The organism is Streptomyces sp. NBC_01166 (assembly GCF_045039765.1).
Lineage (GTDB): Bacteria > Actinomycetota > Actinomycetes > Streptomycetales > Streptomycetaceae > Streptomyces.
Map to the genome: position 1 here is coordinate 3,544,547 of NZ_CP108613.1, position 23,607 is coordinate 3,568,153.

At 71.6% G+C, this 23,607-nt stretch carries 19 protein-coding genes and 1 riboswitch; of the genes, 5 read left to right on the forward strand and 14 right to left on the reverse strand.

What is annotated here, in order from left to right; all coding sequences use genetic code 11:
- Positions 1–185 precede the first annotated feature (185 nt).
- From OG379_RS16225 to OG379_RS16260, 8 genes are all read right to left on the reverse strand, one after another.
- Positions 186–878 carry a transglycosylase family protein gene (locus OG379_RS16225; protein ID WP_405663363.1) on the reverse strand — a complete coding sequence of 231 codons (693 nt, stop codon included), beginning with the start codon at positions 876–878 and terminating at the stop codon, positions 186–188.
- A riboswitch (cyclic di-AMP (ydaO/yuaA leader) is annotated at positions 879–1,050 on the reverse strand.
- A gap of 290 nt (positions 1,051–1,340) precedes the next feature.
- Positions 1,341–2,318 (reverse strand): transglycosylase family protein, encoded by a 978-nt coding sequence (locus tag OG379_RS16230; RefSeq protein WP_405663365.1) that lies wholly within the window; start codon positions 2,316–2,318, stop codon positions 1,341–1,343.
- Positions 2,319–2,423: 105 nt separating this feature from the next.
- Entirely contained in the window at positions 2,424–3,719 is a 1,296-nt protein-coding gene (locus tag OG379_RS16235; RefSeq protein WP_405663368.1) for a cytochrome P450, read from the reverse strand.
- Positions 3,716–4,702 carry a nucleoside triphosphate pyrophosphohydrolase gene (locus OG379_RS16240; RefSeq protein WP_405663371.1) on the reverse strand — a complete coding sequence of 329 codons (987 nt, stop codon included), beginning with the start codon at positions 4,700–4,702 and terminating at the stop codon, positions 3,716–3,718. Before OG379_RS16240 ends, OG379_RS16235 begins: the two co-directional genes overlap by 4 nt.
- 110 nt (positions 4,703–4,812) lie before the next feature.
- Positions 4,813–5,469 (reverse strand): SurA N-terminal domain-containing protein, encoded by a 657-nt coding sequence (locus tag OG379_RS16245; RefSeq protein ID WP_405663373.1) that lies wholly within the window; start codon positions 5,467–5,469, stop codon positions 4,813–4,815.
- A gap of 169 nt (positions 5,470–5,638) precedes the next feature.
- The gene (locus tag OG379_RS16250; protein WP_405663375.1) at positions 5,639–7,201 is read right to left on the reverse strand and encodes a protein kinase domain-containing protein; all 1,563 of its coding nucleotides are present in this window, start codon (positions 7,199–7,201) and stop codon (positions 5,639–5,641) included.
- On the reverse strand, positions 7,198–7,845 hold the full coding sequence (locus OG379_RS16255) for a hypothetical protein (protein WP_405663378.1): 648 nt from the start codon (positions 7,843–7,845) through the stop codon (positions 7,198–7,200). Before OG379_RS16255 ends, OG379_RS16250 begins: the two co-directional genes overlap by 4 nt.
- Positions 7,846–7,943: 98 nt before the next feature.
- A complete protein-coding gene (locus OG379_RS16260; protein ID WP_405663380.1) occupies positions 7,944–10,049 on the reverse strand; it encodes an N-6 DNA methylase in 2,106 nt (701 codons plus the stop codon).
- Positions 10,050–10,244: 195 nt separating this feature from the next.
- Here OG379_RS16260 and OG379_RS16265 point away from each other — a divergent pair, with 195 nt between their 5' ends.
- On the forward strand, positions 10,245–11,075 hold the full coding sequence (locus OG379_RS16265; RefSeq protein ID WP_405663382.1) for a DUF4352 domain-containing protein: 831 nt from the start codon (positions 10,245–10,247) through the stop codon (positions 11,073–11,075).
- 70 nt (positions 11,076–11,145) lie between these two features.
- On the opposite strand, the gene OG379_RS16270 is transcribed toward OG379_RS16265, so the two are convergent.
- The 4 genes from OG379_RS16270 to mfd form a co-directional block, all read right to left on the reverse strand.
- On the reverse strand, positions 11,146–11,895 hold the full coding sequence (locus OG379_RS16270; RefSeq protein ID WP_405663385.1) for an N-acetyltransferase: 750 nt from the start codon (positions 11,893–11,895) through the stop codon (positions 11,146–11,148).
- Between the two features lie 48 nt (positions 11,896–11,943).
- A complete protein-coding gene (locus OG379_RS16275) occupies positions 11,944–12,270 on the reverse strand; it encodes a hypothetical protein (RefSeq protein ID WP_405663388.1) in 327 nt (108 codons plus the stop codon).
- Between the two features lie 34 nt (positions 12,271–12,304).
- Positions 12,305–13,042 carry an HNH endonuclease family protein gene (locus tag OG379_RS16280; RefSeq protein WP_405663390.1) on the reverse strand — a complete coding sequence of 246 codons (738 nt, stop codon included), beginning with the start codon at positions 13,040–13,042 and terminating at the stop codon, positions 12,305–12,307.
- A gap of 129 nt (positions 13,043–13,171) precedes the next feature.
- Complete coding sequence (mfd, locus tag OG379_RS16285) at positions 13,172–16,702, reverse strand: transcription-repair coupling factor (protein WP_405663393.1); 3,531 nt, start codon at positions 16,700–16,702, stop codon at positions 13,172–13,174.
- 194 nt (positions 16,703–16,896) lie between these two features.
- Here mfd and OG379_RS16290 point away from each other — a divergent pair, with 194 nt between their 5' ends.
- Positions 16,897–17,142: a type II toxin-antitoxin system Phd/YefM family antitoxin gene (locus tag OG379_RS16290; RefSeq protein ID WP_033305134.1), complete on the forward strand. Its 246-nt coding sequence runs from the start codon at positions 16,897–16,899 to the stop codon at positions 17,140–17,142.
- The gene (locus OG379_RS16295; RefSeq protein WP_405663396.1) at positions 17,139–17,513 is read left to right on the forward strand and encodes a type II toxin-antitoxin system VapC family toxin; all 375 of its coding nucleotides are present in this window, start codon (positions 17,139–17,141) and stop codon (positions 17,511–17,513) included. The genes OG379_RS16290 and OG379_RS16295 overlap by 4 nt, the downstream gene beginning before the upstream one ends.
- An 83-nt stretch (positions 17,514–17,596) precedes the next feature.
- Here the strand turns inward: OG379_RS16295 and OG379_RS16300 are convergent, their stop codons facing one another.
- Both OG379_RS16300 and OG379_RS16305 read right to left on the reverse strand, forming a co-directional pair.
- Positions 17,597–20,176, reverse strand: a complete 2,580-nt coding sequence (locus OG379_RS16300; protein WP_405663399.1) for an ABC transporter permease — start codon at positions 20,174–20,176, stop codon at positions 17,597–17,599.
- A complete protein-coding gene (locus OG379_RS16305; RefSeq protein WP_393758763.1) occupies positions 20,173–20,961 on the reverse strand; it encodes an ABC transporter ATP-binding protein in 789 nt (262 codons plus the stop codon). Before OG379_RS16305 ends, OG379_RS16300 begins: the two co-directional genes overlap by 4 nt.
- A gap of 371 nt (positions 20,962–21,332) precedes the next feature.
- On the opposite strand from OG379_RS16305, the gene OG379_RS16310 reads away from it, so the two are divergent.
- Entirely contained in the window at positions 21,333–22,949 is a 1,617-nt protein-coding gene (locus OG379_RS16310) for an MFS transporter (RefSeq protein ID WP_405663401.1), read from the forward strand.
- Positions 22,950–23,092: 143 nt separating this feature from the next.
- Positions 23,093–23,584 carry a DUF485 domain-containing protein gene (locus OG379_RS16315; RefSeq protein WP_405663404.1) on the forward strand — a complete coding sequence of 164 codons (492 nt, stop codon included), beginning with the start codon at positions 23,093–23,095 and terminating at the stop codon, positions 23,582–23,584.
- Positions 23,585–23,607: the final 23 nt, after the last annotated feature.

A 23,607-nucleotide genomic window follows, 5' to 3' on the forward strand; every position in this document is an offset into this window, starting at 1 on the left:
TGCAGAATTCTACTGACGAGTAACCACAACAGTTGAACACGCACCCCCTACGGCGAGCCCGAGTCCGCACCCCGCCGGAGGGTCCGGACACGGCCCCGGCCCGGCGCGCGGGGGGTCTGCGCGCCGGGCCGGGCTCCGGGGCAGGAGGAAGACCCCGGGTTACTACCGACTGCTTCGGGTTCCGACTACTTCAGGTGAAGCTGCTGACCCGGGAAGATCAGGTCGGCCTTGTCGACGATGTCGTCGTTCAGCTTGAACAGCTTCTGCCAGCCGCCCTTGACCTTCTGCGCGTCGGCGATCTTGCTGAGGGTGTCGCCGGTCTTCACCTTGTACTCGCCGTCACCCTTCTCGACCTTCTCGCCGGTGGGGGTGGTGACGGTCTTCTCGGGGACCGTGCGCTTCTCGCTGCGCGTGGTGGGCTGCTCGGCCTTGCGCTCGGGCGCGGCCTGCGGGGCCGTGTCGCCGTTCTTGCCGGAGCCGGTGTCGACACCCGGGTCCACACCGTCGTTCGTCAGACCACCGGCGCCGGCGCAGGCCCAGGCGCCCGGACCCTGAAGGTCGAGGAGCTTCTCGGCGGCGGCTATCTGCTGGTCCTTGGTGGCCAGGTCGGCGCGGGAGGCGTACTGGGTGCCGCCGGCGGCCGCCCAGCTGGACTGCGAGAACTGCAGGCCGCCGTAGTAGCCGTTGCCGGTGTTGATGGACCAGTTGCCACCCGACTCGCACTGGGCGACGGCGTCCCAGGTGTCGACGGAGGCGGCGGAGGCGCCGGTCGCGCCCATCAGCGGCACGGCGACGGCGGCACCGGCGACACCGGCGAGGGTCGCGACACGGACGGCCTTGGACGGGCGGCGGTGCTTGCCCTTGCTGGAAAGCAGCATGGTTCTCCTCACCGACGCCTACGAGGTGAGCTGTCGGGTTCGGGCCTGTGAGTTGCCCGGTCGCCCTCACTTTCGGACGACTTCACCCCTAGCCGTGTCTCCACCCGTCTTCCGACGGCCGGGTCCGGCGCTTACCTGGGTCCCCCGCTCCTGCCTACGGCGCTTTACGCGTCGGTTCCCTTCGGCCGACGGCAGGATTCGGCGTGACGGTCGAAGGTGCCCGCGGTGCGAGCGGCTCCGACCGTAAACACACGCAACCCCCACATTCAAAGATGGACATAACGGGTGATCAGCCCGTAACGGCTCCACGCGGAGGAGCGTTTTCGCAGGTCGGAGCCAATATGGACGGAGCGGGCGGACAGCGCGCACCAGTTGAAGCAAAGAGACCCATGTCTCACTTACGCATAAGTGGACATAGGCCTCTGAACTACCCCCGCTTTCGGGGTGTTTTCACGCTTTTGATCAGTTGGCGGCGGTCTCCGCCCGGCTGCCCGCCGCGTCCGCCCCGAGGTCCAGGGTCTGGCCGGGAAGGATCAGGTCCGGGTCGGAGCCCAGCTCGTCCTCGTTGGCCGCGTAGAGCGCGGTCCAGCCGCCGGGAAGCTCCTGCGCGTCGGCGATCGCCCAGAGGTTGTCGCCCTCGCGGACGGTGTACGTCCCCTCCGCGCCCTGACGCGCGTCGGATTCACCGCGCGAGGCGTGACGGCCGGAATCACGCCCGTCGTCCTGGCCCGGCCTGGCGCTCGCCTCGGGGGCCGGCGTGCCTCGGTGCTTGCCACCCGTCGCCGTGTCGTCCTTCGGGGCGCCGGACGTCCCGGAGGCCTCGGGGGACGGAGTCGCGGACGGCGTCGTGCCGTCGTCGCCACCCTCGTCCGCCTTGCCGTCCGACGCGTCCTGACCCGCCTCGCCCTTCGCGTCGGAGTCGTCCGGGCCGCCGGCGTCGTCCGAGCTGTCCGCCGGGCCGGTCGCGTCGGAGGAAGGCGTTTCGGACGGCGTCGCGGAATCCGAGGGCTCGGCCGAGGGCTCGGCGGACTCCTCGCTGCCCGGGTCGACGCCGGGCAGCCCCTCGTCCAGGGAGAGCCCGGAGATCACCGAGCAGCTGGCCCACGCCTGCGGTCCCTTGTCATCCAGGATCTTCTCCGCGACCGCTATCTGCTGCGAGCGGCTGGCGAGGTCGGCGCGCGCCGCGTACGCCGTGCCACCGTAGGCCGACCAGGTGTCCTCCGAGAGCTGCAGGCCGCCGTAGTAGCCGTTGCCGAGGTCGGCACTCCACATGCCACCGCTCTCGCACTCGGCGACCCGGTCCCAGGTCGACGCGTCGGCGGCCTGCGCGCCGCCCGCGCTGAGCAGCGGGATGGCGATGGCCGACCCGGTGACGCCTGCGGCGACGACGATGGCGGGTGCCTGACGAGGGCGACGGTGTCTGCCGGTCGCGGAGCCCATGGGATTGCCTTCCGTGTGACTGACGTGTGACGGGTGAGTCGAACGGTGAACCTAGCCGTACTCGAACGTGTGTCACAAGTCGATGCAGCGGAGATCACGTGAAAGTCACAGAGTTGACAGGCTGTCACTTTTTTCCGGCGGATGCCCCGGACCGAACTCGACGGGAAGCGTGCGCAGTCCACGCATGATGAGCCCGCCGCGCCAGCGCAAATCGGCAGGTTCCGCGGCAAGCCGCAGGTCGGGAAGGCGCCGCAGCAGGGTCGCCAGCGCCACCTGGCCCTCCAGCCGGGCCAGCGGCGCCCCCAGGCAGTAGTGGATGCCGTGCCCGTATCCGAGGTGCTGATTGTCACTGCGCGCGAGATCCAGGGTGTCCGCATCCTGGAACCGCTCCGGGTCCCGGTCGGCGGCGGCCAGCACCACGAGGACCGGGTCCCCCGCCGCGATGTCCTGCCCTCCCAGCGTCACGGGTTCGGTGGCGTAACGCCATGTCGCGAGCTCCACCGGGCCGTCGTAGCGCAGCAGCTCCTCGATGCCCGTGGCGAGCAGGTCCGTCTCCCCGGCCGCCAGCGAGCGTTCCAGGCGCTCGCGCTGGGACGGGTTGCGCAGGAGTGCGTAGGTGCCGTTGCCGATGAGGTTCACGGTCGTCTCGAAGCCGGCGAAGAGCAGGATGAACGCCATCGCCGCCGCCTCGTTCTCGCTGAGGTGCTCGCCGTGGTCGCTCGCCCGGATCAGCCCGGAGATCAGGTCGTCGCCGGGATTCTCCCTCTTGCGGTGGATGAGTTCGGCGAGATAGCCGCGCATCTTCTTGACCGACCTGGCCACACCGCCGCGCGGTCCGCCGCCGTGCCGGATCATCATGCCCGCCCAGTCGCGGAAGTCGTCCTGGTCCTCCCGGGGCACGCCCAGCAGGTCGCAGATCGCATAGATCGGCAGAGGGAACGCGAAGTCATGGATGAGGTCCGCCTTCCCCTCCTCGATGAAGGTGTCGATGAGGCGGTCCGTCAGCTCCTGCACGCGCGGCGCGAACTCCGCGACCCGGCGCGGAGTGAACGCCTTGGACACGAGCCGGCGCAGCCGGGTGTGGTCCGGGGGGTCGATGTTCAGCAGGTGCGTCATCAGCTCCGCCTTGCGCTCCCCGGGGATGCCCGTCTTCCCCTTGGCGTTCGCGGAGCCCGCGTGGTGGGCGGGGTTCTTGGAGAGCCGGGTGTCGGCGAGCGCCTGCCGGGCGTCGGCGTAGCGGGTCACCAGCCAGGCCTCGACACCGCTGGGCAGCTTCGTGCGGTGCACGGGGCTGTGCTCGCGGAGCCAGGCGTAGGCGGGGTACGGGTCGGTGGCGAACTCCCAGGTGAAGAGTTCGGGCGCTGCGTCGGGCGTGGGGGCCGTCCCGGGGCTGTCGTTCACTCCTCCACGCCATCCGGAGCGGCTCCGAGACCTTCAGCCGCCCGGATCGCGTTCCGGTAGGCGCGGGCGGCGGCCCGCAGGGCGGCCTCCGGGTCGGTGCCGTCCTGTTCGGCCTCCACGGCGAGAGCGAGCAGCCGGTAGCCGATCCCGTCGCCCTCGGGGAGTGCGGCGTCGAGGCCCGCGGCCCGGACCCTGCTGCCGAGCTTGGCGGCCAGCGCCAGGCCGGGCTGGCCGAGCGGCACCCCGTCGGTGACCGACTCGCGCTGCTTCTCGATCGCCTTCGTACGGAGCCAGTGCGCGTGGACGTCCTCCGGGGTCTCGGCGGTCTCGTCGCCGAACACATGCGGATGACGGTGGATCAGCTTCTCGACGATCGTGGCCGCGACATCGTCGATGCCGAACGGCTCCTCCTGGTCCTCCTGCGCGATCCGGGCGTGGAAGACGACCTGGAGCAGGACGTCGCCGAGCTCCTCGCGCAGCTCCTCGCGGTCGCCGTCCTCGATGGCCTCGACCAGTTCGTACGCCTCCTCGATGGCGTACTTCGCGAGGCCCTCGTGCGTCTTCTGCGAGGTCCACGGGCATTCGAGCCGGACCCGGTCCATGACCTGGACCAGGTCCAGGAGCCGCGCGCCGGGCAGGTCGTACGAACCGGGCAGCAGTTCCAGGTCCGGCATCTGTACCCGGCCCGAGCCGCCGAGCCGGGCCAGGCCGTCGGTGAGCGGCTGGTTCCCCTCGCCGCCCACCAGCACCACGACGGTCCGGCCGCCGGCACAGTCGTCCACCAGCTCCTCGGCCGAGGGTGCGGTGTGTTCCACGGCCACCCCCGCCTCCCGCAGATACGGCAGCTGCGGATGTCCGGGCTCGGCGCACAGCACGCGGTCCGCCGCGTGCAGCGTCTGCCAGGCGGGCCAGGACAGCAGACCGGGGGCGACCCGGTGGCTGGCGGTGAGCAGGACGATACGGCCGGGGTCTTCAGCGTTCACACCCCGAACCTACCTCCGGTCGGACCGGGGTCTTTCATTTGGATCGGGCTGGATCACCGAGCGGTGCCGGGGCACGCGAGACCAGCCTGATCCGAACGAGAGGCCCTGGATCAGGCGCCTGCCTCGGGCTCCTGCCCCTGGACGGGCGTGACCTGGGTGATCCACGGAGCCTTGTACGTGCTGAGCTGGACCTTCTGGTTGTCCCAGCTGCCGTAGCGCGGATTGACGTCGATGTGCAGCGCCTTCGACGCCTCGGTGAGGCTCTCGCCGACCGCCTGCACCCCGGCGGGGTTCTGCAGGTCGGCGCCGAGCGCCTGGGCCAGCTTCTGGAGCTGGACCTCCTGGCGCAGACTCGCCTCGATCTGGCCGGGCGCCACCCAGCGCTGCTCCAGCATCAGCGTCTTCACGCCCTCGTCCCCGCCGGACTGCTCGGCGGCGGCGCTGCGGATCTGCTGGATCTCCTTGCGGCTGACGCTCACCCCGGCGTCCTTCGCGGCGCGGTCCAGGACCCGCCCGAAGATCAGGCCGGACAGCTTGACCCGGGTCAGCTGGCCCGACTTCGTCACCAGCTCCCGGGACCGTTCGGAGTCCTGCTGCGCGGTGCGCACGTCGGCCGCCTGCGCCTGGACCGTGGCCACGTCGATCCGGTCGCCGCCGACCACGGCCGCGGCACCGGGATGGGCCTCACTGCCACAGGCGGTCAGGAGCGGCGCCGCGACGAGCGTTGCGGCGGTAAGGGCGAGCGCGGTGCGACGTCGGCGGTGCAAAGGAGCCTCCCGGGGAGAGTTTGTGCATCAGTGCACAAAGCCTTGCGGTGATCGATGTTAGGCAGTGGACGTGATTCGGGCCACTGCTTCGACCAACGATTTCCGGACCGGTCAGTGTGGGGTCACGGCCGAAATCCCTTCCGCCGGCCCGTTCCGGCCGTCCGCCGCCTCACACCGAGCCGCGTACGTCCTGGTGGTGGGTCAGTTGCCGGCGGAGCTCCGTGGGGAGTGGGTGATGCGGTCCGTAGGCCCGCTCGGTGTCGTACAGCAGGGCCTGCAACTGGGCGCGGCCCGCCGCGTGGTCGCCCATCCCGAGCAGGAGGTGGCCGATCCGGTGGCGGATGTCGAAGGCCCGGCCGGGGCCGGAGGACGTCGCGTAGCCGTTCTCGTAGTAGGGGAGGACGGCGCGGTACTCGGCGAGCGCGGCGGCCGTCTCGCCGAGCTGCTCCAGGCACTGCGCGGCGTCGTAACGGAACTGGAGGGTCTGGGAGTCGGCGGGGCCCGCCTCGGCCGCACGGTCGTCGGCGAGGCGGCGGAGCTCGGGGAGGGCGCGGCGGTACTGGCCGTCGTCCATCAGCGTCGCCGCGTACTGCTTGCGCAGGATCCGGACGACCGGTGAGTGTTCACCGTGCTCCAGGGCGGCGGCCGGCAGGATCCCCCCGAGGATGTCGACGGCCTGGGTGATGCGGCCCTCCCCGAGCAGCCGTTTCACGTCGTCGACGGCCTGTGCCACATCGGGCCTGCCCGGCGGCGTACGGGGCGGGGCGGGTGCCTGCCGGCCGGGGACGGGCACCGGCGCGGGGGCGGGGGCGGCCGCCCGGTCCGGCCAGGGGGCATGCGGACGGAGGAAGGGGCGGGTCGGGTCGAGGGGCCCGGCCGGTGTGCCGCCGGCGGGCAGCAGGGGCCGCAGGGACTCGTAGACCTCCTGGGCGGAGGCGGGGCGGTCCTGCGGGTCCTTGGAGAGCAGCCGCAGGACGAGTGCCTCGAGCGCCTCGGGGACCTCGGGCCGGATGTGCCTGACCGGGAGCGGGGGCTCGTAGAGATGGCGGTGCAGGACGCCGAGTGCGGTGGAGCCCGCGAACGGCACGTCGCCGCTGAGGAGTTCGTGCAGGAGCACACCGAGTGCGTAGAGGTCGGTGTACGGGCCGACGGCACCGCCCATCGCCTGCTCGGGTGCCATGTAGGCCGGCGAGCCGATCGGTGAGCCCGTGTGCGTCAGCCGGGTGGTGTCGGTGTCCATGACGGAGGCGATACCCAGGTCGAGCACCGTGAGGGTGCCGTCGGGCTTCACCATCGCGTTACGGGGCTTGAGGTCGCGGTGGACGATCGGCACCGCGTGCACCGCGGAGAGCACCGCGCACAGCTGGACGGCGATCGCCACGGCCCAGGGCCACGGGTAGGGGTCGTGCTCGGCGAGGTGGTCGGCGAGGTCGGCGCCCTCGACGTACTGCATGACGAGGAAGAGGTCGTCGCCGTCGCTGCCCGCGTCATGGACGGTGACCAGACCGGGGTGGTCGACCTGTGCGGTGACCCGGCACTCCCTGACGAACCTGCGGCGCAGGTCGTCGGCGGCCTCGCTGCCGGTGGGACCGGCCACCCGGTCGGGGCGCAGGAGCTTCACCGCGACCCTGCGGTCGAGGCGCTGGTCGTACGCCGTCCAGACCTGCCCCATGCCGCCTTGGCCGAGAATGGTCGCCAGCTGGTAACGACCGGCGATGACACGCCCGTTCACCGGCTGTCGCCCTCCTTGCGGAGGTAGTCGCTCAGCTCGTCGAGCTCGGCGCGCACCTGATCGAGGCGCTGGGGGGCGGCGGGCCTCGGAGTGTCGGACGGTGCGGCGGGTGGCGGCGGTGCGGGGCTCTGCCGCGGGGCGGGCGGGTACCCGTAGGCAGGGGAGGGCGGTGCCTGCTGCGGTCCGAATCCGGCGGACGGGAACGAGGACGCCCCCGGGTGCGGGGCGCCGTACGGAGCGGCGTACGGACCGGGGTGGGAAGCCCCGTGCGGGCCGGCCGGCGGCCCGCCGTACGGACCGAAGTGCCGTATGTCCGTGTACAGGTAGTAGGTGACCGTGCCGACGAAGACCACCAGCATCCAGGACAGGGTGATGATCGCCTGCCCGTCCGTCATCACCTCTTCCTCCGGCGGCAACGACCCGAGGTAGGCGATGAGTCCGGCGTTCAGCGCCAGCACGAGGCCGAACAGCCACCAGTCGCGCTGCTTACGGGTGACGATCGCCAGCCGCAGCATGGCCGCCCAGGCGAGGAGTCCACAGCTCAGCAGCGCGAGTGCCACGAAGACCACGCGCAGCGTGACGAGCGTGGCCGAGGACGGAGAACGCTTCGGCTGCTGCTCCGGCGGATAGCCGTAGCCGTGCATGTGCTGCTCCCGGAGGGCGTGGATCGGACGTGTGCAGTGAGCGTATACACCGACACGGACAAGCCGTCCCTGGTTGTGCACAACCGTTGTGCTTCACGTCACTCCGGAGCTACGGAGCCGTCCGTGAGCCCGTCGTACATCCCCTGCACCAGTTGCCCGCCGAGCCGGCCCGCCGTACGCAGTGCGTCCTCGAACGCGGCGAGGGCGCTGAACTGCTCTCCGTACTTACGCTGTTCGGCCAGCGGCAGGCGCGGCACCTGGAGACGGCGGGCGTCGAGCCGGGTCGCGGTGGAGGCGTAGCTGCTGGCCTGCCGGTTGTTGGCGGTGCCGCGCAGGAAGCCGGCGAGGAACCAGGGGTCCAGGGCCGCCGGATCGGGCCGCAGGAGCTGGAGGTTGCGGCCGAGCGCGGCCCCGGCGGTGGCGTCGTCGACGACCCTGGCGACCGCTCCTCCGCCGAGTACGGGCACCACGACGTCTCCCGGTTCCAGCAGGAGCGGCTCGTCCTCCGGGGACGGGGCCGGTGTGGAGGGCGTACCGCTGGGGGCCGCCCCGGAGAGGACGTCGTGCTCGGTGAGGACGGGAACCGAGCCGCTGCCGGCACCGGAGCCGGTGCGCAGGTGCAGGGCGCCGGCGCGGGCCAGTTCACCGACCGTGGTGAGGGGCCGCCGGGCCGGTTCGCAGGGGACGGCGGGCGGCGGCGTGAGCCGGGCCGTCAGCTTCAGGGTGTCGTCAAGGCGTTCCCGTACGCGCACGAGTTCCGCCGCGCCGCCGCCTGCGGCCGGGGGCGGCAGATGGCGGGCGGGGGTCAGGTCCACGTCGTCGTCGAGGAGTTCGATGACGGGGACGGCCCGGCTGGTCCCGGGGTGCTCCTCGACGGGCTCACGGCGCCCCGGCACGTCGAAGGGGGTCCATGCGTCGAGCACTGCGGCGCGCACCGCGGGCCAGTCCAGCCGGTCGCGGCCGGACGGCGCACCGGCGGTCTCGGGCTCCGCCGCGTCGACGACGAGGAGTTCGGGGGCGGGGGGCTGCTCGGTGCCCGGCTTGCGGAGGACCCAGACATGGAGGGGGATGCCGTACGGGGGTGCGGCGCCGGCCGGGAGCGCGATGACGGCGCGGAGGGCTCCGCGGCGGAGCAGGTCGGCGCGGATGCGGCGCCCCGAACGGCGGGAGGCGGCGGCCGGGGGCATGAGCACCACGGCGGTGCCGCCCTCGCGGAGATGGGCGAGGGCGTGCTGGACCCAGGCGAGTTCGGACTCGGTGCGGGCGGGGAAGCCGTACTCCCAGCGGGGGTCGTAGGCAAGGTCGTCGTGGCCCCAGTTGCGCTCGTTGAACGGCGGGTGGCAGAGCACCGCGTCCACGGCGAGACCGGGGAACGCGTCGGTGCGCAGGGTGTCGCCGGTCCGTACGGCGAGCGCGGGTCCGGCGGTCCTGTTCCCCGGGTGGAGGGCCAGCCGGAGCGCGGTGAGCGCCGCCAGGTCGGGATCGGCCTCCTGCGCGTAGAGAGCCGTGGGCCGGCCGACGGCGCACAGCAGGGCGCCGGTTCCGGCCGCGGGGTCGAGGACCGTACGGGAGCTCTTCCCGCCGCTCCGCCGGGCGGCGTCCCCGGCCGGCTTCGCGAGGTCGGCCATCAGCTCGGCGAGGCCGGGGGGCGTGAGGGTGTACTGCCGCGGGTTGGCGTCCAGCTGGCGGCCGAAGAGGAAGTCGAAGGCCTGCCGGGCGCCGGTCTCCGCCGCCAGTTCGGCCGCGGCGCGCAGCAGGGGGACGGACGGCAGGAGAGCGGACGCCGTGGGTGTGGGAACCGCCCGCCCCTCTCCGAAGCGGTCGGCGAGCACGTGGTCCAGGGCGCCCGGCAGCACACCTGCCATCCGGGCGTCGGAGACGGCGGTGATCTCCAGCCAGGCGGTGGGCCTGTCCCGGACGAGCAGGAGGGCGCACCCCGTGTGGACGAGGGCGGTCACAGCGCCGTCGGGGTGGCCGGCCACCTGCTGCCAGACCCGCTCGCGCAGCGGTACCTCGGCGAGCTTGCCCTGGTCGCGCAGCCACTGTTCGACCTCGCTCAGCGAGAAGGAGGGACTCGCCTCGGTGCCACCGACGGGCTTCGGGAAACCGGCGTGCCGACGGCGCCAGTTGCTGACGGCCGCGCGGCCCACGCCCGCGAGCCTGGCGATTCCGGCCGCGGTCACCTCGGTCGAGTTATCCGGCACTGGCCTGTCTCCCGTTCCGCGCACGTCGGTGTCCCTGCTGTGTGGGGGTGAGCATACCGATACCGCTCCGCCAACAGTTCACACGAATTAGTGTGTTGACTCGGTTCACAGTGAATGGTCTTATTGACCCGCCGCACACCGATGTGGCGCATCGTTCCGCTCACAGTCCTCGTTCTCCATCGGAAGGGCACAGCCATGTCCCAGTACACGCAGCCGCAACACCCCCAGCAGCCGTACGCCCCCGCCCAGACGCCGGGCACGCGCCCCGCCCGCAACGGCCTGGGCATCGCCGCCCTCGTGCTCGGCATCATCGGGACGGTCTCGGGGCTGATCCCGTTCTTCTTCTGGCTCGCGGGGATCCTCGGCCTGATCGCCCTGATCCTTGGGCTCGCCGGGCGGGGCCGCGCCAAGCGCGGAGAGGCCACCAACAAGGGCGTGACGACGTTCGGCGCGGTCCTCGGCCTCGTCTCGCTGATCCTGTCGGTCGTCGGAGCGGTCCTGACGTTCAAGGCCGTGGACGATGTGGTGACCGACATCAACAAGGCGGTCGCGGACAGTTCGGCGTCCGCGAAGCCGGCCGCCGGCGGAGGGGCGGCCGGTGACGGAGGGGCGGCCGGCGGCACCGAGGGCAAGGGCGACACCCTGGGGCAGGGGGACTCCGCGGCGTACGACGACGGCCTGGAGATCACCGTGAACGCCCCGGCCCCGTACACCGCCGATGAGTTCGCGATCGGCCACACCAAGGGCAACAGCGCCTACACGGTCTCGGTCGTCATCGAGAACAAGGGCAAGGAGAAGTTCGACGCGACGCTCGTCAGCGTCGACGCCCGCGCCGGCGAGGACGGTGTGAACGCCGAGCAGATCTTCGACGGCAAGGTCGGCGAGGGCTTCAGCGGCACCGTCCTGCCGGGCAGGAAGATCACGGCGAAGTACGCCTTCGACGCCCCGGCGGACGCCAAGAACCTGACCGTCGAGGTCGGGCCCGGCTTCGAGTGGGACGCGAGCCAGTGGGAGCTGAAGCTCTGACGGGCGGACGACCCGTCGAGCGGCACCTTCGGGGCCGGCCACCCCTCGCGGGCGGGCCGGCCCTGTGGCCTCAGGCCGTCCGGTGCCGCACCCAGACGTTCGGCTCGACGTACACGGCGTACCCGTGGGCGAGCGAACAGTGCACCGGCACCAGGGCGCCCTCCACCTCCACCGGCCCCTCCGTGTCGAAGGGCAGTCCGGTCCAGGCGCGCCACCGGTCCAGGGACCCGCTCACCGTCATCGACACCGGGGCCACGGCCTCGATGACTCCGCCCGCCCGCACATGCACCCGCAGCCAGGGGTCGTACGGCAGCCCGTCCTCGTCCCGGACGCGCCGGGCGTACTCCTCCATCGGTGCCGTGGCCTCCGCGTGCTTCCCGCTCGGCCTGACCGGGGCGACGAGTTCCCGGAATCCCAGGCGCCGGGCGTTCTCCCGCATCGCGGCCACCATGCGTCCGGAGATGCCCTGCCCGAGCCGCCCGGTCGTCACGGTGATCTCGATCGCGCTGACGGTGTCCGGAGTGCGCCCGTGCCGCAGGTCCGAGAAGGCCCACAACAGCACCTGGTCCCAGCCGCCTTCCGGCAGCGCCCCCCGGCCCGGCGCACCCAGGGCGAACGGCACGCTGTAGCCCCGGGCCACCACCGCACCCCCGGGATCGGTGGCGACGAGCACGAACTCAGGGAACTCGGCGGCTATGCGGGGGAAGTTGGCCCACCCGACCAGGTCCTCCAGCACGAACTCGGGCCAGGTGTCGGGCATCTCCTCGATCGCTCCGGCGAGCTCCGGCCGCTCGGCAAGCGTCGTGATCTTCAGGTCCATGCGGCCAAGGTAAGCAGCGCCCGGCTCCCCGCCAACCGATTTCGGCCCTCACACGACCGAACCGACGGCGGCCGCCCACGCCGGCCAGAGCGTGAGCAGCACGCCGGCCGTCCAGTACACGCCCGGCGACAGCGAGGCCCGGTGCCGCAGCCAGTCGTTGGCGAGCCACCAGAGGATCCCGAAGACCGCCACCACGGGCACGACGATCACGAGCCAGAGTGTCATTCCGTCGTTCTCGGTCGGCTCACGGGAGGTCCAGCCGGCGTCCGCGAGCGGCCCGTTCGACAGGTAGTACCAGACCAGGAACATCGGGACGACGCCCGGAAACCCGAACAGCAGGTTCATCCCCGCGGCCGTCAGCCGCCACTTCCACATGGGCACAGTATTCACAACGGCGGCACGGGCATCCTCAACGCGTGGGCGCCTCGGTCGGACTGCCGCCGGTGGGCAGCTTCTCGGCGGGGCAGGAGGACAGCACCTTCCGCATGGCGTCCCGTTCGGCCTCGGTCACCCACAGCCCGTACTTGCTCTTCACCGACACCTGCCCCGCCACATACGTGCAGCGGTACGCCTTGTTGGGCGGCAGCCAGGTCGCGGTGTCCCCGTCCCCCTTGCGGCGGTTGGTCGACGAGTCGGCGGCCACCAGATTGAGCGGGTCGTTCGCGAAGGCCCGCCGTTTGCCGTCGCTCCACTGCTGCGCGCCCTTCTGCCACGCGTCGGACAGGGCGACGAGGTGGTCTATGTCCACCTTGCTGCGACCGCGCTCGAAAGCGATGCGGCCCCCCGTGTACGGATCGGGGTCGAGGACACCGCTGAGCACCTTGCAGCCGTCGGCGTCCCGCTCGACACCGGACAGCTGGTGCGCGAGTACGTCGTCCCGGGTGCCGCAGCCGTTCCGGTCGGTGTCCACCCAGGCGGACCCGAACTCGTCACGGTCGTACCCGGTCCTCGGCGCGCGGCCCTTCACGCTCAGCCCGTCGACGGCCCGCAGCGCAGACCCCCCGGGAGCCGGGGAGGTCGCGGCCGGCTCGGGGACGCCGAGGTCGCTCACGGCGTCGCAACCGGTCAGGGCCAACGCGCTCACCAGCGCCGCCGTGGCGCATGCGAGGAGTCGGTGGCGGCGGGGCACGGCTCGAAGAGGGGTCACAGCGCACCAGGTTAGGCGCGGCGGGACCCGGCCGTGAAGGCGGCGTCCCCGCCACGGCCCCGGCCCTTACCGACACACCCCCGGGCCCCGCAGTGGCGCGGCGCCGTGCGCCCCGGCGGGGCCCGGGAGTTACGACCCCAGGATCGTCGTGAGGAACTCCCCGGTCCATGACAGGAGTTCGCGCCCCACCACCGGCTTCCCGCCGATCCGGCCGGCCGTCGGCCGCGGCACCAGAATCTGGCGCGTGGCCGGCTTGAAGATCGTCTTGGGGTGCAGCCGCTTCAGCCGCAGCTCCTGCGACTCGCGCAGCTCCACCGGCGCGAAGCGGATGTTCGGCCCCTGGAGCACGATCTCGCCCACCCCGCAGGCCCGGGCCAGCATCCGCAGGCCCGCCACCAGCAGGAGGTTCTCCACCGGCTCCGGCAGCTTGCCGTAGCGGTCGGTGAGCTCCTCGCGCACCGCCCTGATGTCCTCCTCCGAGTTCGCGGAGGCGATCGAGCGGTACGCCTGCAGGCGCAGCCGCTCACCCGGGGCGTAGTCGTGCGGGACGTGCGCGTCGACGGGAAGCTCGATCTTGACCTCCAGCGGCGGCTCCTCCTCGACCCCGCCGTCCACGGCCGCCCGGTAGTCCGCCACCGCCTCGCCGACCATCCGGATGTACAGGTCGAAGCCGACCCCCGCGATGTGACCGGACTGCTCGCCGCCGAGCAGATTTCCCGCTCCGCGGATCTCCAGGTCCTTCATCGCCACGTACATGCCCGCACCCATCTCGGTGTGCTGGGCGATCGTCGCCAGCCGCTCGTGCGCGGTCTCGGTCAGCGGCTTCTCCGGCGGGTACAGGAAGTAGGAGTAGCCACGGTCCCTGCCACGGCCCACACGGCCACGCAGCTGGTGCAGCTGGGAGAGACCGAAGTTGTCGCCGCGCTCCACGATCAGCGTGTTCGCGTTGGAGATGTCGATGCCGGACTCGACGATCGTCGTGGAGACGAGGACGTCGAACCTCTTCTCCCAGAAGTCGACGACGACCTGCTCCAGCTGGCTCTCCCCCATCTGCCCGTGCGCCGTCGCGATCCGCGCCTCGGGCACGATCTCCCGCAGCCGCGCCGCGGCCCGGTCGATGGACTCGACCCGGTTGTGGATGTAGAACACCTGGCCCTCACGCAGGAGTTCACGCCGCACGGCCGCACCGATCTGCTTCTCCTCGTACGGCCCGACGAAGGTGAGGACCGGGTGCCGCTCCTCGGGGGGCGTCGTGATCGTCGACATCTCGCGGATGCCCGTCACCGCCATTTCGAGCGTACGGGGGATGGGCGTCGCCGACATCGTGAGCACGTCCACGTTGGCCCGGAGCTTCTTCAGCTGCTCCTTGTGCTCGACGCCGAAGCGCTGCTCCTCGTCGACGATGACCAGGCCCAGGTCCTTGAACTTCGTCTCCGACGAGAACAGCCGGTGCGTCCCGATGACCAGGTCCACCGACCCGTCCTTCAGCCCTTCCAGCGTCGCCTTCGACTCGGTGTCCGACTGGAAGCGGCTCAGCGCCCGCACATTGACGGGGAACTGGGCGTACCGCTCGGTGAACGTGCCGAAGTGCTGCTGGACCAGGAGCGTCGTGGGCACCAGGACGGCGACCTGCTTGCCGTCCTGGACCGCCTTGAAGGCGGCGCGCACCGCGATCTCCGTCTTGCCGTACCCGACGTCGCCGCAGATCAGCCGGTCCATCGGGACGGACTTCTCCATGTCCTCCTTGACCTCGGCGATCGTGGACAGCTGGTCGGGCGTCTCCGCGTACGGGAACGCGTCCTCCAGCTCGCGCTGCCACGGGGTGTCCGGGGCGAACGCGTGGCCGGGGGCCGCCATCCGCGCCGAGTACAGCTTGATCAGGTCGGCGGCGATCTCCTTGACGGCCTTCTTGGCCCGCTGCTTCGTCTTCGTCCAGTCGGCGCCACCGAGCCGGTGCAGGGTCGGGGCCTCGCCGCCGACGTACTTGGTGACCTGCTCCAGCTGGTCGGTGGGGATGTAGAGCCGGTCCCCGGGCTGGCCGCGCTTGGCGGGGGCGTACTCGACGAGGAGGTACTCGCGGGTCGCGCCCTGCACGGTGCGCTGGACCATCTCGATGTAGCGGCCGACACCGTGCTGCTCGTGCACGATGTAGTCGTTCGCCTGGAGCGTCAGCGGGTCGATGGACTTGCGGCGACGGGCCGGCATCCGCCCCAGGTCCTTGCTGGCGGTGCGCTGCCCGGTCAGATCCGTCTCGGTGAGCACGGCCAGCTTCAGCGCCGGGTCGACGAAGCCGTTGTCGATGGCTCCGCACGAGACGTGCACGAGCGACGGTGTGATCTCGGCCAGGTCCTGGTCGAGGCGGGCCGGGATCCCTTCACCGCCGAGCACCTCGACCGTGCGGGCGGCTGGGCCCTGGCCCTCGGTGACGTACACCGTGCGCCAGCCGTCGGCGAGCCACCCCTTGGTGTCGGCGAGCGCCCGGGCGGTGTCGCCGCGGTATGTCTCCGGGGCGTGCATCCCGAGCTTCAGGGAGTCCCCGTCGAGCTCCTCGTCGGCGGCGAACGGGGAGGTCGACCACCACATCATGGACAGCTCACGCGCCCGGTCGCGGACGTCCGCGATGCCCCACAGGGAGGCCGCTCCGACGTCGATCGGGGCCTCGCCGCCGCCCGCCGTGGCCGCCCAGGACGCCTGGAGGAACTCCTGGCTCGTCGCGACGAGGTCCGCGGCCCTGGTCCGGACCCGCTCCGGGTCGCAGACCAGCGCCATGGAGCCCTTCGGCAGGACGTCGAGCAGCAGCTCCATCTCGTCGACGAGGACCGGCGCGAGGGACTCCATCCCCTCGACGGCGATCCCCTCCGCGATCTTCCCCAGCAGCTCACCCAGCTCCGGGTGCGCCTCCGCGAGGGCCGCGGCCCGGGTGCGTACGTCCTCGGTGAGCAGCAGCTCACGGCAGGGCGGAGCCCACAGGCCGTGCTCGGCGACCTCCAGGGACCGCTGGTCGGCGATCTTGAAGTAGCGGATCTCCTCGACGTCGTCGCCCCAGAACTCCACCCGCAGGGGGTGCTCCTCGGTCGGCGGGAAGACGTCCAGGATGCCGCCGCGCACGGCGAACTCCCCGCGCTTCTCGACCAGCTCGACACGGGCGTACGCCGCTGCCGCGAGCGCGTCCACGACCTCGCCCAGGTCCGCGGTCTGCCCGCTGCTCAGCGCGACGGGCTCAAGGTCGCCGAGCCCCTTGACCTGCGGCTGGAGCACGGAGCGCACCGGTGCGACGACCACGCTGACCGGGCCGGTCTCCGGGTCGTCCTGCCGGGGGTGCGCGAGGCGGCGGAGGACGGCGAGGCGACGGCCCACGGTGTCCGAGCGGGGCGAGAGCCGCTCGTGGGGCAGCGTCTCCCAGGAGGGGAACTCCGCCACGGTGTCCGGCGGCAGCAGGGTCCGCAGCGCGGCCGCCAGGTCCTCGGCCTCCCGGCCGGTCGCGGTGACGGCGAGCACCGTACGCCCGGCGTCACGGGCCAGCGCGGCCACGGTGAAGGGGCGCGCGGCGGGCGGGCCGACCAGGTCGACATGGGCCCGGTGGCCGTCGGCGGCGGCCTTCACCGCTTCGGAGAGCGCCGGGTCGGTGACGACGACATCCAGCAGACCGTGCAGGCTCATGAAGGTTCCGTCCGGTGTGGCGAGTGAGCAACGCGAGTGAGCAACGCGAAGGACCCGACACGTGGCACGGGCCGGGGGCTCCAGCGTACGACGCCGGTGTGTCACTCGCGCGAGGGAACGCCGTTGTCCGGACGGCGGCAGCGGGGCTAGCCTTAGTCCGTAGCTAGTCCACCTGCGGCCCTTGTGAGGCAGTCATGGAAGCAGCCCGCCAGTACAACGTGCACGAGGCCAAAACCCACTTCTCGCGCATACTGCAGCAGGTCGAGACCGGCGAGGAAGTCGTGATCAGCCGGGCCGGGGAGCCCATCGCGAAGGTGGTGCCCCTTCGGTCCAAGGTCAACCGGACCGACTACGGCGCACTCCGGGGACAGATTCATATCCCCGAGGACTTCGACGAGCTCCCTGACGACATCGCCGAAGCGTTCGGGATGCGTGGATGAGACTCCTGCTCGACACACACGTCGTCCTGTGGTGGCTGAATGCCTCACCGGAGCTTGCCGAGGACACGAGAGAACTCCTGCGCACCGAGTCCGAGGTCTACGTCAGCGCCGCCACGCCGTGGGAGATCGCGATCAAGCAAAGCCTCGGCAAGCTGGAGGGCGCCCCGGACCTCGCCGAGCGCGCCAGAGACATGCAGTTCAGGCCTTTCCCGATCACCGCCGAGCACGGTGTGCGCGCCGGCCGCCTCCCCCCGCTGCACCGTGACCCCTTCGACCGCATCCTCGTCGCCCAGGCCCAGACCGAAGGGCTGACGGTCGTCACCCGCGACAAGTGGATCCCTCTGTACGACGTACCGGTCATGCACGCCTGACGGAGGCAGCGGGACGCGAACCGGCCCCGGGGCGTTTGGAGGAACGCCCCGGGGCCGGATCAGTCATCCTACGGCGGGCTCCGTCACCCGTCCGTGGCGATCGCGTTCAGGACGTTCATCCGGCCGGCCCGGAAGGCCGGGACCAGGGCGGCGAACAGTCCGACGAAGGCCGAGGCGACGAACACGGTGACGATCGTCGGCCACGGGATCTCCAGGACCCCGAGCCCTTCCAGGGCCAGCAGCTTCTGGGCCGACGTTCCCCAGCCCATGCCCAGGCCGAGTCCGAGCAGTGCGCCGAACAGGGCGATGACCACGGACTCCAGCCGGATCATGCGCCGCAGCTGGCGGCGGGAGAGGCCGATCGCCCGCATCAGGCCGATCTCGCGGGTCCGCTCGACCACCGACAGGGCCAGGGTGTTCACCACACCCAGCACCGCGACGATGATCGCCAGGGCGAGCAGGCCGTACACGATGTTCAGCAGCTGGCCGATCTGGTCCTTCAGGTCCTCCTTGAAGTCGGCCTGGTTCTGCACCTTGTACTGCGGGTACGCGGCGAGCGAGCTCTTGATGGCCGCGTACGCCTCCTTCTCCTTGCCGTCCTCCGCCGCGGCGAACATGATCATGTTCTCGGGCATCCGGTCGGCGGCGACGTAACGCTCGGCCGTGGAGACGTTGATGTACATCACCCCCTGGTCGACGCTCGTGTCGTCCGAGGTGATCGCGGCGACCTTCAGCTTCGCGGTGTCGCCGGCCTTGAAGGCGACGGTGAGCTCGTCGCCGATCTTGATCTTGTGCAGGGCGGCGTAGTCCGACCCGACCGACATGGAATCCGCGCCGTACGCCTTCGCCAGGTCGCCGGCGACGGTCTCGCGCCGCAGGTCCTGCGGGTACGTCGGGTCGGCGGCGGTGACGTGGTCGTCCGACGACGAACCGTCGGGGTTGGTGAGCTTCGCGGCGAGCACCTTGTAGTTCGTCACGTGCTCGATACCGGGCACCTTCTCGATGGCGTCCGCGGCCTGCGGCACGATCGGCTGGCCGGTGTTCGACTGGACGATGAAGTCCGTGCCGACCGACTTGTCCAGCTCGTCGGTGGCCGAGGCGACCATGGACGAGCCGACGACCGACAGGCACGCCACCAGGGCCAGGCCGATCATCAGGGCCGCGCCGGTCGCTCCCGTACGCCGGGGGTTGCGCAGCGCGTTGCGCTCCGCCAGCCGCCCGACCGGGCCGAACAGGCGCAGGACGACGAGGCCGAGCACCCGCACGACCGCGCCGGCGAGCAGCGGGCCGATGACGATGAAGCCGATGAGGGTGAGGACCACGCCCAGGCCGAGGTAGAGCGAGCCCTCGCTCGCCTCGTCCACCCGGGTCGTCGCCCACAGGCCGGCGGCACCGGCCCCGGTCAGGACCAGTCCGATTCCGGCACGGATCCAGCCGGACTTGGCGTCCGCCGGGGTTCCGGCGTCCCGCAGGGCGGCCATCGGGGAGACCTTGCCGGCCCGGCGGGCCGGGATGTACGCGGCGAGGACGGTGACGACGATACCGAGGGCCAGTCCGATCACCGGGGTCGTCCAGGCGATGGTGAGGTCCTTGGTGGAGAGCTCCATGCCGACGGCGCCCATGACCTTCATCAGCCCGACGGCGAGGCCGACGCCGGCCGCGACTCCCAGGACCGATCCGACGATGCCCAGGAGGACCGCCTCGACGAGCACGGACCGGTTGACCTGCTTGCGGCTGGAGCCGATGGCCCGCATCAGACCGATCTCGCGGGTGCGCTGGGCGACCAGCATCGAGAAGGTGTTGACGATCAGGAAGATACCGACGAGGAAGGCGATCCCGGCGAAGCCGAGCATCGCGTACTTCATGACGTCCAGGAAGGAGCCCATGGAGTCCTTGTTGGCGTCCGCGGCCTCCTTCTGGGTCTGCAGCTTGTACGTGCCCGCGTCGCCCAGAGCCGCGGCGACGTCCTTCTTCAGCCGGTTGTCGGCGACACCCGGTTCGGCGGTGACCGAGATGTGGGTGAAGACGTCGGGCGCGCCCAGCAGCTTCTGCTGTGCGGTCGCGGTGTCGAGGTAGACGACGGCCGCGCCGGGGTTGGTCACGGTGAACGAGGCGATACCGGTGATCTTCGCCCTGATGTCGCCGGTGACGGCGATGGTGCGCACCTCGTCGCCGACCTTCAGATGGTGCTTCTCGGCGGTGTCGGCGTCGATCATGGCCTCGGTCGGTCCGCGCGGGGCGTGGCCGGAGGTGATCTCCATGGACCGCAGGTCGTTGTCGGTCCAGTTGCCCGCGATCGTCGGGGCACCGGTGTCGGACCCGAGGTTCTTGTTGTGGCTGTCGACGAGGGTGACGGCCATGCTGCTGACCGCGCCCTCGGCCTTCTTCACCCCGTCCACCCCGGCGACCTCGGCGACGACGGACGCGGGGAGCGCCTCGGGCTTGCCGTTCTCCGGGACGTCGGCGGCCTCGGCCTCCTTCGGGCTGACCGTCACGTCGGCGGACGTCGCCGCGAAGAGCTTGTCGAAGGTGGTGTTCATCGTGTCGGTGAAGACGAGCGTGCCGCACACGAACGCCACCGACAGCAGGACGGCGACGGCGGAGAGCGCCATCCGCCCCTTGTGCGCGAGGAAGTTGCGCATCGAGGTCTTCCAGACGGTCATGACGTCCGCCCGCGTGCGTCGAAGTCCTTCATCCGGTCCAGGACCTGCTCGGCCGTGGGGTTCTTCATCTCGTCGACGATGGAGCCGTCGGCGAGGTAGAGGACCCGGTCCGCGTAGGAGGCGGCCACCGGGTCGTGGGTGACCATGACGATGGTCTGGCCGAGCTCGTCGACCGACTTGCGCAGGAAGGACAGCACCTCGGCGCCGGCCCGCGAGTCCAGGTTCCCCGTGGGCTCGTCACCGAAGATGATCTCGGGGCGGGCGGCGAGCGCCCGGGCCACCGCGACACGCTGCTGCTGGCCGCCGGAGAGCTGCGTGGGCCGGTGCTTGAGCCGCTCGGCGAGACCGACGGTCTCCACGACCTGCCGCAGCCAGCCGGCGTCGGGCTTACGGCCCGCGATGTCCATCGGCAGCGTGATGTTCTCGATCGCGTTGAGCGTCGGAAGCAGGTTGAACGCCTGGAAGATGAAGCCGATACGGTCCCGGCGCAGCTGCGTCAGCTTCTTGTCCTTGAGGCCCGTGATCTCGGTGTCGGCGAGGTGGATCTGCCCCGAGGTCACCGTGTCCAGACCCGCCAGGCAGTGCATCAGGGTCGACTTGCCCGACCCGGACGGGCCCATGATCGCCGTGAACTGCCCGCGGACGATGTCCACGTCGACATGGTCGAGCGCCACGACCCGGGTCTCGCCCGTGCCGTACGCCTTGACGACCTGCCGCGCTCGCGCAGCAACGGCCGTACGCCCTCCAGTGTCCCCGTGCCTGGGAATGGTTACAGCCGTTGTCACGGTTTTTCTCCTATGTCGGTCGATGCGCGGACGTCTCTGTGTACGTTCCGAGTCTCGGGTGAAGAGGTGCTCCGGCGCGCTGGTGCCCGGCGCAGTCTTCGAGTGGGGTTTTCCCCACCCCGCCCCCTGCGGCGGGCCGCATCCGCGGCGTTGTACCGACCGTCCCCCACGTGCCGGTCGGTATAAGAACACGCTAAGGAACAGGGCACCCGTCTCTCGTCCTCCGGCGGGAGGAACGGCCCCCGGGCACAACTCCGGTGCTCCCCCTAGGGGTCCGGGCCCCGGGTGCGGGACCTGAGTAGGGGTCCCGCTCTCCGGCCTGCGGCTCCCGTACGGCGCCGGGCGGTGAGACAGTGTCCATCGGCAAGTAGATGCATAGGGAAGGGACCCCTGTGGGCGGCACGGACGGCACCGGCGGAACGGACAGCCCTGAAGCGGTACGAGGGGCCGCCGCCCCCGGGACACCACCGGGCACCGACCGGAGCCGCCGCCCCGTCGCGGCGGCCCTCATGCTCGGCATGGGACTCGCCGCCATCGACGGCACCATCGTCGCGACAGCCGTGCCGCAGATCGTCGGCGACCTCGGCGGGTTCTCCGTCTTCTCCTGGCTCTTCTCCGGCTATCTGCTCGCCGTGACCGTCACCCTGCCGGTGTACGGGAAGCTCTCCGACACCTTCGGCCGCAAGCCCGTCCTGATCGCCGGGATCATCCTCTTCCTGGTTGGCTCCCTGCTCTGCGCCGCCGCCTGGAACATGGCCGCCCTCATCGCCTTCCGCGTCGTCCAGGGTCTCGGCGGCGGCGCCCTCCAGGGCACGGTGCAGACGATCGCCGCCGACCTGTACCCGCTCAAGGAACGGCCGAAGATCCAGGCGAAACTCTCCACCGTCTGGGCGACTTCGGCCGTGGCGGGGCCCGCGGCGGGCGGGCTCCTCGCCGCCTACGCCGACTGGCGCTGGATCTTCCTGATCAACCTGCCGGTCGGTGCCGTCGCCCTCTGGCTGGTGGTCCGTCACCTCCACGAACCCGCCAGGCCGCGTCCCGCCACCCGCCCCCGTATCGACTGGGCGGGCGCCCTCGCGGTCTTCGCCACCGGCGCCCTCCTGCTGACCGCGCTCGTCCAGGGCGGCGTCGCCTGGCCCTGGCTCTCCGCCCCCTCGCTCGGGCTGTTCGGGGCGAGCGCCGCGCTGGCCGCCCTGACCGTCCTCATCGAACGCCGCGCCGCGGAACCCGTCATACCCGGCTGGGTCTGGCGGCGCCGCACCATCGCCTCGGTCAATCTCGCCCTCGGCGCGATGGGGCTGCTCATGGTCGCGCCGACCGTCTTCCTGCCGACCTACGCCCAGTCCGTCCTCGGACTGGGCCCGATCGCCGCCGGGTTCGTGCTCTCCGTGATGACCCTGAGCTGGCCCGTCGCCGCCGCCCTCTCCGACCGGGTCTACAACCGCATCGGCTTCCGCCGCACCGCGATCACCGGCATGTCCGGGGCCCTGCTGGTCCTGCTCTGCTTCCCGCTGCTGCCCTATCCCGGCACCGCCTGGCAGCCCGCCCTGCTCATGCTGCTGCTCGGCGCGACGCTCGGCCTCTTCCAGCTCCCCCTGATCGTCGGGGTCCAGTCCACGGTCGGCTGGGCCGAGCGGGGAACGACGACGGCGTCCGTGCTCTTCTGCCGCCAAGTCGGCCAGAGCATCGGCGCCGCGCTCTTCGGCGCCGTCGCCAACGGCGTGCTCGCCTCCCGGCTGGCCCACTCCCCCGTCCCCGGCCTGCCCGGTGATCTGGACGCGGTATCGCACGCCCTCGAGGACCCGGCCTCCCTCTCCGCCGCGGCGACGGACTATCTGCGGCGGGCCGTCGACACCGCCGTGGACCACGTGTTCACCGGCGCCGCGGTCGCCGCCGCTCTCGCCCTGCTGGTCCTCGTCGTCCTGGCCCCCCGCCGCTTCCCGGTCCTGGACGAGCACGAGAGCGCTCCCCGAACGCCGAAGGACTAGACAAGTGGCGTGTTACCTGGGGTAGTTCGCCCACAACCCTCCCCCTCCGCGATACCCGCGAGTAACGTACGCGCTCCCGACAGCGCACCCGCGCACCTGCCTTGCAGCCCGTCCCGGGCCCGAGCCATGCAGGGAGCACCGCCATGCCTCAGCACTCGCAGCCACCCCCGCACCCGCCCCGGCAGCCCCCGCCCCGCCCCGCTCAGCCCCCGTACCCCGGCGACTACCTCATGCCCTGGCAGAGCTCCCCGCCCCCGCCACCGCCGGCCACCCCGGCACCCGGACCCGGCCGCGCCCCGGCGCCCGGGCACCACAGCGACCTGCGACGGCTCCGCACCGCCTACCGCCTGCTGCGCCGCGTCTCGGCCCTCACCGCCCTCGGCTACTTCACCCTCTTCCTCCTGCTGTCCGGCTACGCCCCCGCCCTGATGACCCGCCCCGTCGGCGACGGCGGACTCACCACCGGCCTCCTCCTCGGCCTGTGCCAGCTCCCCGTCGCGCTCGCCGCGATCGCCGTCTACGAGTGGACCGCCCGCCGCACCGTCGACCCGCTCAGCGCCGGACTCCGCGACCGCGCCGGCCACGCGAAGGCCGGCGCACCGGCACCGGACCGCAGGAAGGGGCCGGGCCGGTGAACGGATTCGACGAGTCGGCCCAG